Source organism: Burkholderia cenocepacia (assembly GCF_014211915.1).
Lineage (GTDB): Bacteria > Pseudomonadota > Gammaproteobacteria > Burkholderiales > Burkholderiaceae > Burkholderia > Burkholderia orbicola.
This window is the reverse complement of record NZ_CP060040.1, coordinates 902,124-917,756: the sequence shown is the minus strand read 5'-3', so window position 1 is coordinate 917,756 and position 15,633 is coordinate 902,124. Positions and strand designations below refer to the sequence as shown.

Sequence of the window (15,633 nt, the reverse complement as noted above, 5' to 3'; positions counted from 1 at the left end):
CGTGCCCGTTTGATGGATGTACGGCCTCGACGACCGGCACGATGGTGTCGTTTCGTGGCCGACGGGCGATGCCGATTCGGCGCTGGCTCGTCACGCTTGTGCGCACCAGGCCGGGGCCCGCCGCCATGGCGGCGACGGGTTCTCCTCGATGTGTCGCGTCAGCGCGGGGCGCTGATCGACGACGACAGCGTTCAGGCCGCTGCCGCCTGCTGAATCGCGTCCTGCTGATCGCCACCCAGGATATCGACGAGACTGGTCAGCATCCGTGCCAGTTCGCCCGTCATCAGCGTGAAATCCGAGTCGAAGCGCTCGTCGTCGTTCTGCGCGGTGGGGTCCGCCGCTTCCTTGATCACGTCGAGCGGCGTGACACGCTTGATCGTCAGCGACGGCGTCAGCACGAACGAGATCCGGTCATTCCACGTCATCGCGAGGCGCATGCATTGCTTGCCGGCTTCGATGTGCCGGCGCATGTCGTTCGCTTCCAGCGCGTGGCCGACGTATCGCACCGTGGCGCCGCCTTCGCCGCTCGAGCGCAACTCGGCGTCCTGGTCCACGGTGAAGCCGCCCGGCGCTTCGCCGGACAGCAGCCAGTCCGTCATCGCGGCGACCGGCGAGCGCGCGACATGAACGCCGGCGAGCGGCAACGGGTCGATCGATTTGACGAGCAGGCTGCGGACGTCGTCGGCAAGCGCCTGTGCCGCCGCGTCGATGACGAGCCAGCCATTCGCCGTGTCGATCCACACGCGGGTATCGCGGCGAATGCTGAACGCGCGCGGCAGCAGTTCGTCGGTCACCTGCTCCTTGAGTTCGCGCAGTTGTTTCCGGCCGACCTTGAAGCCCTGCTGTTCCTCGACTTCGAGCGCGCGTGCCTTGGTGACCTGATTGACGACCGATGCCGGGAGCAGCTTCTTTTCGGCACGAAACAGCAGCAGCATCTGCCGGTTGTTCGAATACACGAGTGCGCCGTCGTCACGCGGCGACGCCCAGCCGACGCGCTGCATCTCGACGCTGCTGCCCGGCTGGAACGCGTGAGGCGCCAGCCATTTTTCCATCTGGTCGGGGGTGACGGCCCAGGGTGCGGGAAGACGGTGAAGCTGGAGATTCTTGAACCACATAGGCGTACGGGCAAAGCGCGTCATTCTATATGACGGGGGCGGTCAGTGGCCGGAAGGGCCCCCGGTTAGCCGCTGACGGCCCCGGGCTCGTACCTGGAAACGGTCATTGGACGGGGGCCAGCTAGCTCAAAGACCGGTGCGCCCGTCGGCACGATCAACCGATTCAGAGGCTATGCGCGTTGCTCCATGCCTTTCAACTTCCGCCAGAATTCGCCGGCCTACCGTGCCGCCAAAGCGCAGAACAGTAGAAGAACCTTGAATACGTAACCGGCGTTGCGCAGGGGAATGAGTCGCCGGTGTCGTCCGACTGACGGTTAGCGTGTCCGCACTGGCGGCGTACGATGGTCGTGAACGCGTCAGTCGGGTGCCTCACTCGATGACACGTGGCGGCGTCGACAACTCCGCCAGCTGAAACAGACAATCCCCGCGCCGCACCTGCGCGGGCACCCGCTTGCACACCACCTCGCCATCGCCGTTGAACCGGTGCAGCACCGGTTCGCGCAACGGCGTATCGGGGAAATGCACCCACGCGGCCGGCTGCCCGGCCTTCACCTGATCGCCGAGTTCGACGAGCGGTTCATACAGCCCGCGCTCGTACGCATAGACGAAATGGCGATCGCCGTCGACGCGCATGAAACGCGGGACGGTCGGCGGCGCGTCGGGCACGAGCGCGCCGTGCAGCAGCCCGATGTAGCCGAGGTAATGCAGCAGCCCTTGGCGGCCGAGCCGGATCAGCGACGGATCGGCCATGCCGGCGCCGCCGAGCTCGGTGACGATCGAGATCGCGCCTTGCCGGCGCGCGGCCGACGCCGAATGCACGGGATTCGGTGCGTGCAGCAGCGCGTTGTGCAAGCCGAACGCGACCAGCAGCCCGTTGAGCTTCGCGGCTTCTTCGGCGTCGAGCGGATCGATCGCGAGCATGTTGCCGCCCTGGTACAGCAGCGAGCTGCCGCCCGAATGCAGGTCGACCAGGTACTGCGCGCGCGACAGCAGCACATGCTCGATGTAGTGGGCGATCATCTGCGTCGGCGTGCCGGTCGGGTCGCCGGGAAAGCTGCGGTTCAGGTTGCCTTCGTCGAGCGGCGACACGCGCAGGCCCGCATCCGCCGCCGGGAAATTCGCCATCGGCAACAGGATCAATTGCCCGCTGACCATGTCGGGTTCGATTTCGCGCATCAGTTGCGACACGATGATCTGGCCTTCGTACTCGTCGCCGTGGTTGCCGGCCATCACGAGCGCGACCGGGCCGTCGCCGTTGCGGATCGACACGATCGGGATCGGCAGCCAGCCGTAGGCGGAGCGGTGCACGGAGTGCGGCAGGCGCAGGTAGCCCGCGTGCTTGCCTTGCGCGTCGAGATCGATTTCGCAGTGGATGGGATTGCGGGGAGAGGAAGAGGCGGTCATGGCGGTATCGTTCGATGAACGGAATCTGCCATCTTATAGGGGAAACCGGCACCGCGCGGCGCGGCGGGCGGGATCAGCGGGGCTGCACGTGACTGCGGGCGCGTGCACTGCCGTGCGTTGCCGGGCCGATACGCGAGCCCGCGCGATGTTGCAGCGATGAAGCCATGCCGGCGTGCCGGCCGGCTGCATTCACGCGCCGGCTTTCGCGCCAGCCCGTGTCGGGACAGGGCCGGCGCGCACGACGCGCTTATCGGCCGGATGTTTCAGCTTCGAGACGTCCTTCTTCCCACAGCGCCCAGAGCCGGCTGCCGGCGCGATACGGATTCGCACGCCGCGCGGCGTGATCGGCGACGCCCTGGCGAAACGCGCCGTACAGCGTGAGCGGCGGATTGTCGATGCATGCGGCTTCGTACGCGGCCGGCATCCGGCGGTCGGACACGAGCCGGCGGATCAGCGAGGCGCCGTCGATCACGGCCTGTTCGTCGATGATTTCGGTTCGTGCGAGGACGTCGACGGTATTCATGTTGGGCTCCCTGAAACGTTCTTTCCCCATCAAGGAGCAATAAGAGTGCCAACCGCGAAATGCCGCACTCGGCCTCGATCGTGCGGGCTTCTGCAGTCATCTTTCGGCATGCCGGACGGCGATGTTACGGAACACGTCACGTGACACGCGAACGCACGGCACCACGTGCGAACCGGCAAAGTGTTTCGGAATTGAATCGCGGGAGGGTGCGGCGGGTACGGCAAGGACGAACGCGCGGCGGAGTGCCGCGTCGCCGGTTCAACTGGCGGCGGCCGGCGCCATGCGGCGGCTGCCGCTCGAGTAGAAGCAGTAGATGCCCTTGCCGGCCGACTTCGCGTCGTACAGCGCGCTGTCGGCCTGCCGGATCAGCTCGTCGGGCGAGCCGTGCCCGTCGTCGAGCGCGATGCCGATGCTGATGCCGATGCAGACGGTCTCGCCGATCGACAGCGCGTACGGCGCCGAAATCTGCCGGATGATCCGCGCGGCGAGGATCGAGCACGCTTGCATCGTCGTGTCGTCGATCGCGACGATGAATTCGTCGCCGCCGATGCGCGCGGCGAGCTCGCCCGGCGGCAGCGTCTTGCCGAGCCGCTCGGCGACTTGCGTGAGCACTTCGTCGCCGGCCTGGTGGCCGAAGCGGTCGTTGATCGACTTGAAACCGTCGAGGTCGAGATACATGACGGCGAATGCCGGGCTCGGCAGCCGCGGCCGGCGCGCGAGCATTCGCTTGAGCTCGGCGTGCAGTTCGTGGCGATTCGGCAGCCCCGTCAGCGCGTCGTGTCGCGCGAGGTGCCGGATGTGCTGTTCAGTCTGACGGCGTGTGGTGACGTCCTCGACGATGATCACCGCGTTGCCGTCCGGCACGCGGTGGCGCGTCAGTTCGAGCTGGCGGCCGTCGGCGAGCGCGATGTCGAGCGGCCCGGGTTCGTGGCGGCTCAGCCAGCTGTCGCACTGCGCGGCGAGGCCGGCGCCGCCGGGATCGATCACGGCATCGGTGCCGAGCGCGGCGACCACGGCGGGCAACGGCGTATCGAGCATGATCTCGCGCGGCGAGCCGAACAGTTGCGCGGTGCGCCGGTTCGCGACGATCACGCGGCTGTCGCCGTCGATCATGCAAAGGCCGTGCGGCATGTAGGTGAGGGCGGCGTCGAAGCGGGCGACGAGTTCGGCGTTGCGCTGGCGCGCGGCGATCAGCGCGACGAGCACGCGGTAGTGGCGCTGGACGACCGTGCGCATTGCCGCGAGATAGATCGCGAGCGGCGGCACCAGCAGCCAGGCACCCGGCCGAGGGGCCAGCAGCGCACCGACGCCGATCGGCAGCACGCCGAGCACGACCTGCGTCATCGCGAGCCGCGGCAGCGCCGAATTGCGCGACGCGATCCCGCCGAACACGCCGCCTGCGACCATCACGGACAGCGTGCCGAGTTCGACGTCGGTGGCCTGCACGCAGCCCATCACGCCGAGGCCGAGCACGAAGCAGGCAACGAGCGACACCGGCGCATAGCGCTTCGCCCAGTATTCGGCGCGATCGTCGCCGGCGTTGCGCCGTACCGTGTAGGCCCGTGCGATCGACAGGCGCGCAATGAGCAGGCCGACGTCGACGACGAGCCACGCGAGGCACCACAGCTGCTGCAGCCGGATCAGCGCGACGGCCGCGACGAAGCCGCTCGCGAGCCCGGACAGCGCCATCGGGCGCACGTCCTCGAACAGCGTCACGAGCATCGACGGACGCAGCGCGGCCGTCACGCGGTGGTTGCCGGAGGGGGAGTGGCGAGAACGGAGTTCAGGAGAGCCGCCCTGACTGCCATGATTATTGACCTCGACACGATGTCTCGATGGCTGGCGGCGCCCGCACGGCACGTGGCGGAAGCCCGGCCGAGCCGGATGCGCACGACATTACCTTGACGTCCTCCTCTCCCCAAAGGGAGAGAATTCCCACACCTGGCGATGCACGTCCGCATCGGAGAATGTTCAGCGCAGCGTTGATATCTCGATCATGCTCGACACCACAGTCACTGCAGGCCCATTCTCTTACTCGCAGTCCTGCGATACCTTTCGGCCGCGTCGTGCTGTCTCTCGACCCGCACGACGAACAGGACTGGGTCGAACCGCTTTCGTCGACTTCCTCGAACGTGGCTCCGTGCGCGATCGCTTTGTAGCGGAGCTTGTTTCGGAAGGACGACCAGGACGCGTCGTAGACGCTTTTCGCCATCCTGGTTCTGGCAAGTTTGACGGCAGATACGTTGCCAACCGCGATGTAATCGAAACGCCGCACCAGATCGAGCGCGAGCTTCTGCGTGTCGTTGCAGAAGTTCCAGACGTAGTTCACCGCGCGGCTCTGCTTGTTGAGCAGTCCGTTGAGCGATTTCACCCGGTAGCGGTAGACAAGAATCATGCACGTAATCCTAACCCGGGGAAGAAGCTGCCTGTCAACAGCACGCCTTTCCTCCCCGTTCTGAAGGACGGCGTTTCTCGGAGCAACTGATGAAAAACGGCGGCGGCGCGGGCCGCCCGGCGGCACCGCGCATTGCGTCGTGCGCGGTCGTCAGTCCCGGCTGCGAGCGGCTTGCGGATTCGGCGGCGCAAAGGCCGGTTCGTTGCGAACGGAACGATGTACGACGGCATCCGGCCGCACGCAAACGGCCAACGGATCGCCCCGCGACCACCCGCCGCAGCCCGGCTGAAACCCGTCATAAGAAATCCAATAAGTATTTCATGCGGGAAATACTATAGGCGATATATCAAAAACAATGCCAGAATGCGCGCCGCTCCGAACGCCGCGACACCCGATCGCCGTCCGAGCCGCATCAGGAGGTTCTCCCCCAATGAAAAACCACGGCCTGTCACGTCGGGGTTTTCTGAAAGCCAGCGTGCTGGCGGGCGTCGCGGTGTATGTCGCGCCCATCGGCAGCCGCGCGTTCGCGGCGCTCTTCGAAGAAAAACTCCTCACCCCGGTCAAATGGGATAGCGTCACCGGCATCCCCCAATTCCGCATCGACGGCATCGCGAAGGTCACCGGCTCGAAAGTGTTCGCCCGCGACGTGCGCGCCGCCGACATGCCGCACTGGCCGCAGCAGCAGTCGCACGCGCTGATCCTGCGCGTCACGCAGGCCGACCGCACGTACGAAGGCTTCGACCTGTCGCTGCTCGGCGACGAGCTGAAGCCGGACCGCGTGGTCACGGCCGACGATCTCGCGCGCGACGGCGTCGCATTCCCGGCGTTCTACGGCGACGACATGCTGCTACCGGCCGGCAAGACGCCCGCGTATCTCGGTCATGCGGTCGCGATCCTCATCTATCACGACTTCGCGCGTTTCCGCTTCGCGAAGAACGCGCTCAAGTTCCGCGACGACGTGATCCGCTACGGCGCGGTCACGGGCCCGCTCGAGCGCGATCCGTGGGGCACCTTCCGCTACGTGCGCGTGGGCGGCAAGACGGCCTATGACGACGACGTCTATTCGAGCCTGAAGGACGCGCCGATTTTCCCGAGCATGATGCGCAAGCACCTGCCGGTCTGGCCGGACGGCAAGGAGCACGGCAAGCTCGACGAGCAGGGCATGTTCCTCGCCGGGCAGATCGCGAGCGAGCTCGACCATCCGTCAGCCGACTGGCTCGTGTTCGACCGCGAATACAACACGCAGTCGGTCGATACGGCCGCGCTCGAACCCGACAACGCGAACTGCTGGTACGACGCCGCGACGCAGTCGCTGCACCTCGTCGTGCCGACGCAGTCGCCGCTCGAAGTGTCGGAGAATGCGGCCGCGATGGTCGCGAAATGCCGCTTCCCGGTGAAGAAGCTGTTCGTGCATCCGTGCTACACGGTCGGCTACGGCTCGAAGGATCACTTCAACGTGCCGTTCTACGGCCTCGTCTGCGCACTGTACGCGGACGGCCGCCCGGTGCGTTTCGCGAACGACCGCTACGAGCAGTTCCAGACGTCGCTGAAGCGTCACGCGTTCAAGATGCATTACCGGATCGCGGTCGACCGCAATACGGGCCTGCTGCAGTCGTTCAAGGGCGAGTTCGAGGCGAACGGCGGCGGCCGCTCGAACTTCTCGCCGTCGGTCGCGATGGTCGGCGCCACCGCCGCGCAATCGATCTACTACTTCCCGAAGAGCGACCTCGCGGCCGTCGCGATCGCATCGCGTGCGATCGACGCCGGTTCCGCGCGCGGCTACGGCACGCTGCAGAGCATGGCCGCGACCGAGATGGCGGTCGACGAGATCGCCGCGCAACTGAACATCGACCCGATCGAGTTCCGTCTGCGCAACGCGCTGCGTTCGGGAATGAAGAACACGCAGGGGGCGATTCCCGCCGGCGCGCTGCGCGTCGACGAAGTGCTGGAGCGCGCGAAGCAGCATCCGCTGTGGACGCGTCGTGCCGCGCGCAAGGCGGAGTTCGAGGCCGCGCATCCGGGCAAGCGCTACGGCGTGGGCTTCGCGTGCGTGCAGAAGGATTTCGGCACGGGCGCGGAAGCGTCGTTCGCGAAGGTCGAGTTCGACGCGCACGGCAAGGTGTCGCTGCAGCACACGGCGGCCGAGATCGGCACCGGGATGTCGACGTCGCAGGCTGTGGCGGTCGCGAAATGGCTCGGCCGTCCGGCGACCGACGTGCGCGTGGCCGTGACCGAATGGCCGGATCTGCCGGTCGAGACGAGCGGCGACCCGTACCTGATGTCGCAGGCCGACCAGGATCGCCTGAGCGCGAACCCGCGCTGGTCGCCGGGCTATGCGTCGCCGTCGAGCGCGACGAACTCCGCGTACTACTTCACGCACAGCACGCGCGAAGCCGCGCGCGCCGTGTTCCGCTACGGGCTGTGGCCGGCCGCGATGTCGATCTGGACGCGGGGCTTGGGCGGCGGCCAGGCCGCGCCGTACACGATCCGCATCGAGGATGCACGCTGGGTCGACGGCAAGCTGACCGCCGACGGCCTCGAGCCGCTGACGTTCGAACAGCTCGCGAAGCAGGCGCATGCGCTCGGCCTGCCGACCGGCGCCGTCGTGCACGTGTTCAACCGCTGGCAATGGACCGACGCCGAATTCGAGGTAGGCGGCACGGTCGAACGTCTGCCGATCGACGGGCTGTCGCTGCGTGTCGGCGCGCCGAAGGCGGGCGCCGACGACGGCCCGGTGCGGGGCACCGCCGCGCCGGCCGGCGCGACCGCGCTGCGCGGGACGCTGCCGCCGACCGCGAACGGCTACCGCGTGCTGGACCGCAAGCGCGTGTTCATCCCGCCGACGAGCCGCAACAACGCGGCCGTCACGTACTACACGGCGGTCGGCACGCTCGTCGAGCTGGCCGTGCACGAAGCGACCGGCAAGGTCGAACTGCTCACGCACCACTCGATCATGGAATGCGGCAACCAGATTTCGCCGCAGCTCGTGTCGGGCCAGTTGCAGGGCGGTCTCGCGATGGGCATCGGCCATGCGCTGCACGAGTACCTGCCGCTCTACGAGGACGGCCCCGGCAACGGTACGTGGAACTTCAACCGTTACCGGTTGCCGCGCGCGTCCGACGTCGCCGTCTGGACCCAAACGGGCGACGTGCTGCCGCCGCTGTCCGAGACCGATCCGCCGAAGGGTGTCGCCGAAGTGGTGATGATCCCCGTCGTCGGCGCGATCGTGAACGGCATCGCGCACGCGATCGGCCATCGCTTCACCGACCTGCCGGTGACCCCGCAAAAGATTCAGGAGGTGCTCGCATGACGACCGCCCAAACCGCGGCTTCGGCCGCGAGCGCCAGCGCGGCAGCGACCGCCGCTTCCGCACCGACCGCGGCTTCGGCCGCCCCGGCGCCCGCTCCGGCTGCGCCGGCATCGGCATCGGCTGCCGTCGAGCGTCCGCTCGTCCGGTTCCAGCAGAAGCCGCTGTCGGTCAAGATCAACGGTAAGGCCGTCGGCCCGATGCAGGTGCCGGAAGGGCTGATGATGATCGAGTTCCTGCACGAGTACGTGGGCCTCACCGGCTCGCGGCTCGGCTGCGGGCAGGGCATCTGCCACGCGTGCGTCGTGATCGTCGACCAGCCGGACGGCACGAGCGAGGAAATGCGCACCTGCATTACCGGCGCGCACTTCTTCCACGGCCGTTCGATCCGCACGATCGAAGGCCACGCGAAGCGCAACGAAGCCGGCGAAGTGGTCGAGCTGTCGCCGATCCAGCAGAAATTCCTCGAGCATTTCAGCTTCCAGTGCGGCTATTGCACGCCGGGCTTCGTCAACGCGGCGACCGTGCTGATCGAACGCCTGAAGCGCGAGCCGGTCGCGAAGGCCGACGTGGAACGCACGATCACCGATGCGCTCGACGCGCACCTCTGCCGCTGCACGGGCTATGTCCGCTACTACGAAGCCGTCAAGGACGTGGTGCTGACGACGCCGGGACTCGTGAAGGACGCCGCATGAAACGCACACTCGCTCATCGTGTCGCGCGGGCCGCGGGCCTGCCCGCGCTCGCTGCGGCCTGCGCGCTGTTGCTCGCCGCCTGCGGCGGCCACGACGCGCCGGCGTCGAATGCGGCGTCCGGCGCGCCCGGCGCCGACCCGATCGCGCGCGGCCGCTATCTCGTCAAGGCCGCCGACTGCGCGGCGTGCCACACCGCGAAGGACGGCGCGCCGTTCGCCGGCGGCGCGGCGCTCGAATCGCCGTTCGGCACGTTCTACGGCTCGAACATCACGCCCGACAAGGATCACGGGATCGGCAACTGGAGCGCGGACGACTTCTACGCCGCGCTGCATGACGGCAAGGCGCCGGGCAAGCGCCTGTATCCGTCGATGCCGTACACGTCGTACCGGCAGATCACGCGCGCCGACGCCGACGCGATGTACGCGTACCTGATGACGGTCAGGCCGGTCGCGCAGGAAAACCGCGCGCACGACCTGAAGTTCCCGTACAACCTGCGCTTCGGCATGGTGTTCTGGGACATGCTGTTCCTGAAGGACAGCCTGCCGGATGCGTCGACCGGACAATCCGCGGACTGGCAGCGCGGCCGCTATCTCGCCGGCGCGCTCGGCCACTGCGCGGAATGCCACACGCCGCGCGCGTTCACGGGCCAGCTCGATGGCGCGAAGCCGTTCGCGGGCGCCGCGCTCGGCCGCGTGGCCGCGCCCGACATCACGCCGGCCGGCCTGGCCGCGCGCGGCTGGACGGGCACCGATCTGCAGACGTTCTTCGGCGTCGGCATCGCACCGCAAGGCTCGGCGTTCGGCGAGATGTATCCGGTCGTGCACCTGAGCACGCAGTACCTGACGAAGGACGACTTGCGCGGGCTGTCGACGTACCTGCTCGGCGATACGCCGCCCGCGCCGCAACCGGTGAAGCCGGTGTCCGCCGACGCCGCGCAACTGGCCGCCGGCCGCTCGGTGTATCTCGCGGTGTGTGCGGGCTGTCACGGCTTCAACGGCGAGGGCAAGCCGCACGTGGCGGTGCCGATGAACGGCAACTCGACGGTGCGTCAGGCCGACTCGCGCAACCTGCTGGTCGCGATGCTCGACGGTATCGACGAGCAGAAGTTCGCCGGTTTCGAAAACCTGCAGCCGATGCCGGGTTTCGCGAAAACGTTGAGCGATGACGAACTCGCGCAACTCGCGAACTACCTGCGGGCGACGTGGGGCGGCCAGCCCGCGAACGTCACGCCGGCCGACGTGAAGGCGATGCGTTGAGTCGTGCCGTGGGGTAGAGCGTCGCGCGCGAGCGGCCGGCTTCCGGTGCTCGCGCGCGATTTCGTCGCCTCACTTTCCTCGCGGCGGCGCGTCAGTAGCCGCCACCACCCCCTCCACCTCCGCTGCCTCCGGAGCCGCCATACCGGCTCATGCCCGGCCCTTGCGACGTACCGCTGCCCGACGACGTACAGCCCGCCGACAGCACGAGCACCAGCGCCGCGATCAGCGCCGCAACCAACGTTGCCGATTTCATTGCGATCTCCTTGCCGCGCGCAGGCGACAGGAAAGGCGGTTCGCGTGAACCGCGCGTCTGCGCGATGAGAAGACGTTTCGGCGGGGCGTTTATTCCATGCTTTTTGCGTATCGCCGCGGCAGCGCCTGGATCAACGATAGACGAGATCGGCGCGGCGGTTTTGCGCCCATGCCTCCTCGTCGTGGCCGAGCGCGACGGGCTTTTCCTTGCCGAGACTGACGGCCTCGAGTTGCGTCGCCGGCACGCCGAGCGTTTCCAGTGTGCTCGCCACGGCCTGCGAGCGGCGCTGGCCGAGCGCGAGGTTGTATTCGGACGTGCCGCGCTCGTCGGTGTTGCCCTGGATCAGCACGCGCCGCGCCGGATGGCTGCGCAGGTAGTCGGCGTGCGCCTGCAGCAGCGACTGGAATTCGGGCTTCACCGAGTACTGGTCGAAGTCGAAGTAGATGCTGCGCTTGGCGAGCGGGCTGTTCGGATTGTTCAGATCGTCGGCCGTCACCGTCGCGACGGTTTCGCTCGAAGGCTCCGGCGCCGCGGCGGCATTCTCGGGCGTTTTCGCCGCGTTGTGGCAACCGGCCAGCAGGACGAAAGTTGCCAGGACCGCGATTCGGTTCATTTTGCTCATCGTTCTTCTCCAGCGGTTGACTGCGTTGAAAGCGGGGCGCGTGCCATTCGCACGCAACCGTCCGGTCGCCATGGCGCGAAAGGTCCGGCTCCGTTGCCGTGATGCAGGCTCGTAAGCCGGTGGTGCGCCAAATGAAAGAATGTTGCGACCGGAACGCCGGATCGAGGCGTCGCTGCAAACAGATTAGGAAAAATGTCACAACGTGCCCAGTTTCTCCGCATTTTTTGCGCAAACGCGACAGTCGGGAGGCATTCTTGCTTGCGCCGGCGGTGCGCGGCAAGCGACGCCTGCCACAGCGAAAAAGGCCGCGCACGGGGCGCGGCCTTGTCGTTGCCGGTCATGGCGATCGGGTGATGCGGGAAGCATTCGCCGGATACAGTCGGTCGACCGCGTGACGCCGCGGCGCACGCCGTATCGTCAGAACTTGTGCCGAAGCCCCAGTGCGACGACGACCTGGTTGCTGTTCGCGGAAGGCGTCAAGGTCCAGACGGTCGCGTTGAACGCCGGATTGCCGTTGCCGCCGCTCACGCTCTGGTAAGTGCCTTCGAGATACGCGTCCGTGCGCTTCGACAGCACGTAGCCGGCCTGCGCGACGACCTGGTTCCATTTCGGGCGCGTCTGGCCCGTGCGGGTGTCGAAGCGGCCCATCGTGTACGTGTACGCGGCGGCGACGCTCAGCGCGCGCGTGACGAAGTAGCGTCCGTCGATCGAGAAGTTGTCGAACACCAGCGATTCGCCCTTCAGCGGCGCGATGTTGCCGCCCTGGAGCACGCCCGTCACGCCGTCGGTGGCGGAATGCGACCACGCGGCGCCGACCGAGTGCGGGCCGAACGCATAACGGCCGGCCATCGCCCAGATCTGCTGGTTGCCGCCCGTGATCGTCGCCGAGCCGTCGACCGTGCTCAGTGCGCCGTCCGGGTTCGGCGCGTTGCGGTCGCGGCTGATCTTCAGGTAGCCGGCGCCGAGCTTCACCGGCCCGTTCTCGTACGACACCCCCGTGCTCCACACCGCATTGTTGGAGAACTGGCCGGCCGCGTTCGAGAAGCCGACCATCGCGCCGAATCTCAACCCGCGAACCGTCGGGCTCGCGTACTTCACGGCGTTGTTGATGCGCAGGTTGCGGTTCGAATCGTCGTTGTCGTACGGGTGGACCGCGAGATTGCCGCCCCAGCCGGGGCCGGACGCGCCGAGCGGCGTCACGTAATCGAGGATCAGGTCGTACTGGCGTCCGAAGGACAGCGTGCCGGCCGTCTGCGAACTCACGCCGACCCACGCCTGGCGGCCGAACAGGTCGACGCCTTTCTGCGACAGCTTGCCGGTGGTGCCCGAGAAGCCGTTTTCGAGCGCGAAGACCGCAGCCATTCCGCCGCCGAGATCCTCGCGGCCGCGCAGCCCCCAGCGCGACGCGTTCAGTGCGCCGCTCGTCATCGCGACGCTGCCGCCGCCGGGCGAGCCGGCACCGCGCGTGCGCTGGTTGGTCGAGTAGGTGATCGACGTGTCGATCAGGCCGTACAGCGTCACGCTGCTCTGGGCATGCGCGACATCCGGCACGAAGCTGCTCAGGCAGGCGGCAATGACGGTCCCGCGACGCGTGCGCCGGCATGCTGGTTCATTTGGCAGGAATGCATAGGAGTTTGTTGTTGGTCCGGCCTCGCGGCCGATGGGTCGAGCGGCCATTATTGGAGATCGTGCGGCGGTCGATTAAGGCGTTGCACAGGAAAGGTCCTCTGCGGAATCGGTCGGAATCGCGGGGGTGTCGATGGCTGGGAGGCGGGCGCGGCGTACGGTTCGGCGCGCCATCGCGCGACGATGGTGTGCCGAACGTCTAGCGGCGGGCGAGTGGCAGCGCCGCGTCGGCACCGCCGCTTCGATAGGCGGCGCGCACGGCATTCACACTCGCCTCGAGCGCTTCCGGCGAGTGCCACGGTCTCAGCCGGACGACGACGCGCGGCAACGCGGCCGGAGCTCGACGCCGGATTCGACGGCGGCGGCGAGAAACCGTTCGGCCGGCGCGGCGCGGTTCAACTGCAGTGTTGGAACACCGACGAAAAGCCGGCTGACGTCGTCGGGGTGGTAGTGCATCGCGATTAGCGGGGTGATCGATCGGGAGACGCCGTCCGGACTGCTTACTGATTGCCGGACATCAGCGCCGTGTAACGCCGCTGCATTTCGTCGGGTTCGACCGTTTCGATCGTATGCCCGATCAGCCAATCGTAACCGAACGGATCGCGGATCCTGCCCGAGCGCTCGCCGTAGAACTGGTCCTGGAGTGCGCGCGTCACGTGCGCGCCGGCCGCGACGGCGGCGGCGATCGTCGCATCGGCGTCGTCGACATGAAGATGGAGCACCATCGGCGCGTTGCCGTCCGGGTCGAGTGCGAACAGGTCGTATTCCGGGAACTCGTCCGAGATCATCAGCGTGCACGGCCCGAGCTGCAATTCGGCGTGGCCGATGCGCCCCGACGGCTCGACGAGCCGGAATTTCTCCTGCGCGCCGAATGCCTTCGCATAGAACGCGATGGCGTCCTCCGCGCTTTTGGCGCGCAGATACGGAAAGACTTCGTGAATCGCCATGGTGCCCTCCGGTGGGTGGTGTGGTCGATCCTACCGGCATCCGGCGGGGCGGCCGGTGAGGATCATGTCTTGTACCGTGTCGTGAACGGCGAACCCACGTCGATTCTACAAACGAATCGGGTAGTGGGCGCAAGGCCGGTTTCGATCGACGGGCATCGGCGATCGGCGCGCAAACCGGTCGGCGACTGGCCGCGGCGTCAAGCGGCACGCACTGCGATGGGACGAAATCCCGAGACTGGAATCCACCACGATCAGACGCAACTCCACCTGCCGCGATATGGAGCGGGGCAGAATAGGGCGAGCGCGGCGCATGCCGCGGCGTTGTCGGCCGCGCGCCGATTCATGAAAACCTGTCGAGTCTCCATGGCGTTTCCGATGCCTCCTATCTTGCGTCCCATCCGGTCGGTGTCTCGAACGACGGCCGGCATTGCCTTCGTCGTCAGTCTGCTGTCCGGCTGCGCTGCGATGTCTTCATCTGCGCCGGTCGACCCCCAGCAGCAGTTCGTTGCGGAGCAGCGAAATGCGAACGAGCGGTACTACCAGACCCTCGCGGCGTACAAGCCCATTTTCCAGAATCCCGGCAACTATAGTCGAGCGGAGGTGCTGGAAAAGTACGACGCGGTGCTCTATCAATACTCGCTCGCCGCGGTGAGTTGGGTTCGCACGATCTATCCTGCCGCGCGGCAGACGCTGCCGCCATCCCTGCAACCGTTGCCTGCGTCGTCCGGGCCGCTCAGCCTGGCGGACGTGAACCGACGTTACGAATACGCGCTTGGCATGAACGCCGGCATGTGGGAGATCAGCATGGCCGCGGACTTCGGCAAGCCGTCGAAACTGGCGGTGCCGAGATATGACGGGCCGTTGCTTTTCATGCCGTTCGCACCGCCTTTGCCGCCGCTGCAGGATGTTCGCGATCCGCGGTTCGCGCGGCTGGTGACCATGACGAAGAAGGTGGACGACGCGCAGAAGGCGGACCTGGCTCGACAGAACGCGGCGAACGCGAGACAGATGGCGGAGAACGCCGCGATGCACGCGGCAAACCACCCGCCGGGACCGAATCCGCTGGACTCGATCGATCCACGGACCGGGTTGCCGTATCCGGCACCGCAACAAGACACGCAGCGCTGGTGCACGATGATGGGCAATGGCGTAGGTGGTCGGGTTCCGTGTTGACGCATGGAGATTGATCGCGCATGTGCGGCCACGGGATTACGCCCGAATTACGACTTCTTGTCCGGAAAGTCGGTGGGCGAGGGCGTCTGCAGATCGCTAAATACTTCGGCCGCTTGTGCGAGCGCGATGCGCCTGGTTGTGACGCCTACCGTGCCGGATCTTGCGCGAGTAATAGGCCTGTAAGACTGGCGCCTGCAAGGTTGCGAAGGTGCGGTAGGCACTGGCGCAGACGGGCTTCTCGTTGGTGGAGAAGCGGCTTCGTCGACAGCCGACTCGATTGATACTGCGCGGGTGACGTCGGGAAGCTCACGCGGCCC

11 protein-coding genes and 2 pseudogenes are annotated in these 15,633 nt (G+C 67.1%); 4 read left to right on the top strand and 9 right to left on the bottom strand.

The window, feature by feature from the left end:
• Window positions 1-191 precede the first annotated feature (191 nt).
• From SY91_RS20645 to SY91_RS20625, 5 genes and pseudogenes are all read right to left on the bottom strand, one after another.
• Complete coding sequence (locus SY91_RS20645) at window positions 192-1,115, bottom strand: recombination-associated protein RdgC (RefSeq protein WP_034174788.1); 924 nt, start codon at window positions 1,113-1,115, stop codon at window positions 192-194.
• Between the two features lie 369 nt (window positions 1,116-1,484).
• The gene (locus SY91_RS20640) at window positions 1,485-2,519 is read right to left on the bottom strand and encodes a succinylglutamate desuccinylase/aspartoacylase family protein (protein ID WP_006479001.1); all 1,035 of its coding nucleotides are present in this window, start codon (window positions 2,517-2,519) and stop codon (window positions 1,485-1,487) included.
• Between the two features lie 247 nt (window positions 2,520-2,766).
• A complete protein-coding gene (locus tag SY91_RS20635; protein WP_006479002.1) occupies window positions 2,767-3,042 on the bottom strand; it encodes a hypothetical protein in 276 nt (91 codons plus the stop codon).
• Between the two features lie 258 nt (window positions 3,043-3,300).
• Window positions 3,301-4,850: pseudogene (locus SY91_RS20630) on the bottom strand (diguanylate cyclase domain-containing protein).
• 2 nt (window positions 4,851-4,852) lie between these two features.
• A pseudogene (locus tag SY91_RS20625) lies at window positions 4,853-5,335 on the bottom strand (RNA-guided endonuclease InsQ/TnpB family protein); the annotation flags it as partial.
• Window positions 5,336-5,867: 532 nt separating this feature from the next.
• Between SY91_RS20625 and SY91_RS20620 the strand changes: the two are divergent.
• The 3 genes from SY91_RS20620 to SY91_RS20610 are packed head-to-tail and all read left to right on the top strand — an operon-like array spanning window position 5,868 to window position 10,695.
• Window positions 5,868-8,747, top strand: coding sequence for a xanthine dehydrogenase family protein molybdopterin-binding subunit (locus SY91_RS20620; protein WP_185921333.1), 2,880 nt, complete (start codon window positions 5,868-5,870; stop codon window positions 8,745-8,747).
• The gene (locus tag SY91_RS20615) at window positions 8,744-9,439 is read left to right on the top strand and encodes a (2Fe-2S)-binding protein (protein ID WP_185921332.1); all 696 of its coding nucleotides are present in this window, start codon (window positions 8,744-8,746) and stop codon (window positions 9,437-9,439) included. The genes SY91_RS20620 and SY91_RS20615 overlap by 4 nt, the downstream gene beginning before the upstream one ends.
• Window positions 9,436-10,695 carry a cytochrome c gene (locus tag SY91_RS20610; protein ID WP_006479004.1) on the top strand — a complete coding sequence of 420 codons (1,260 nt, stop codon included), beginning with the start codon at window positions 9,436-9,438 and terminating at the stop codon, window positions 10,693-10,695. Before SY91_RS20615 ends, SY91_RS20610 begins: the two co-directional genes overlap by 4 nt.
• Before the next feature lie 91 nt (window positions 10,696-10,786).
• Here the strand turns inward: SY91_RS20610 and SY91_RS20605 are convergent, their stop codons facing one another.
• The 4 genes from SY91_RS20605 to SY91_RS20590 all read right to left on the bottom strand — a co-directional run bounded on the left by SY91_RS20605 (window position 10,787) and on the right by SY91_RS20590 (window position 14,143).
• Window positions 10,787-10,948 carry a hypothetical protein gene (locus SY91_RS20605; protein ID WP_023475988.1) on the bottom strand — a complete coding sequence of 54 codons (162 nt, stop codon included), beginning with the start codon at window positions 10,946-10,948 and terminating at the stop codon, window positions 10,787-10,789.
• 130 nt (window positions 10,949-11,078) lie between these two features.
• Window positions 11,079-11,570 carry a peptidoglycan-associated lipoprotein Pal gene (gene pal, locus SY91_RS20600; RefSeq protein ID WP_043887429.1) on the bottom strand — a complete coding sequence of 164 codons (492 nt, stop codon included), beginning with the start codon at window positions 11,568-11,570 and terminating at the stop codon, window positions 11,079-11,081.
• A gap of 417 nt (window positions 11,571-11,987) precedes the next feature.
• The gene (locus SY91_RS20595) at window positions 11,988-13,247 is read right to left on the bottom strand and encodes a porin (RefSeq protein ID WP_409557534.1); all 1,260 of its coding nucleotides are present in this window, start codon (window positions 13,245-13,247) and stop codon (window positions 11,988-11,990) included.
• 449 nt (window positions 13,248-13,696) lie between these two features.
• On the bottom strand, window positions 13,697-14,143 hold the full coding sequence (locus tag SY91_RS20590) for a VOC family protein (RefSeq protein WP_006479008.1): 447 nt from the start codon (window positions 14,141-14,143) through the stop codon (window positions 13,697-13,699).
• A gap of 363 nt (window positions 14,144-14,506) precedes the next feature.
• Here SY91_RS20590 and SY91_RS20585 point away from each other — a divergent pair, with 363 nt between their 5' ends.
• Window positions 14,507-15,316 (top strand): hypothetical protein, encoded by an 810-nt coding sequence (locus SY91_RS20585; RefSeq protein WP_226240166.1) that lies wholly within the window; start codon window positions 14,507-14,509, stop codon window positions 15,314-15,316.
• Window positions 15,317-15,633: the final 317 nt, after the last annotated feature.

Bases quoted from the DNA above. Each gene is read 5' to 3' on its own strand.
- SY91_RS20620 (WP_185921333.1), top strand. From the start codon at position 5,868: ATGAAAAACCACGGCCTGTCACGTCGGGGTTTTCTGAAAGCCAGCGTG.
- SY91_RS20610 (WP_006479004.1), top strand. From the start codon at position 9,436: ATGAAACGCACACTCGCTCATCGTGTCGCGCGGGCCGCGGGCCTGCCC.
- pal (WP_043887429.1), bottom strand. From the start codon at position 11,570: ATGAGCAAAATGAACCGAATCGCGGTCCTGGCAACTTTCGTCCTGCTG.
- SY91_RS20635 (WP_006479002.1), bottom strand. From the start codon at position 3,042: ATGAATACCGTCGACGTCCTCGCACGAACCGAAATCATCGACGAACAG.
- SY91_RS20615 (WP_185921332.1), top strand. From the start codon at position 8,744: ATGACGACCGCCCAAACCGCGGCTTCGGCCGCGAGCGCCAGCGCGGCA.
- SY91_RS20590 (WP_006479008.1), bottom strand. From the start codon at position 14,143: ATGGCGATTCACGAAGTCTTTCCGTATCTGCGCGCCAAAAGCGCGGAG.
- SY91_RS20585 (WP_226240166.1), top strand. From the start codon at position 14,507: ATGGCGTTTCCGATGCCTCCTATCTTGCGTCCCATCCGGTCGGTGTCT.
- SY91_RS20640 (WP_006479001.1), bottom strand. From the start codon at position 2,519: ATGACCGCCTCTTCCTCTCCCCGCAATCCCATCCACTGCGAAATCGAT.
- SY91_RS20595 (WP_409557534.1), bottom strand. From the start codon at position 13,247: ATGGCCGCTCGACCCATCGGCCGCGAGGCCGGACCAACAACAAACTCC.
- SY91_RS20605 (WP_023475988.1), bottom strand. From the start codon at position 10,948: ATGAAATCGGCAACGTTGGTTGCGGCGCTGATCGCGGCGCTGGTGCTC.
- SY91_RS20645 (WP_034174788.1), bottom strand. From the start codon at position 1,115: ATGTGGTTCAAGAATCTCCAGCTTCACCGTCTTCCCGCACCCTGGGCC.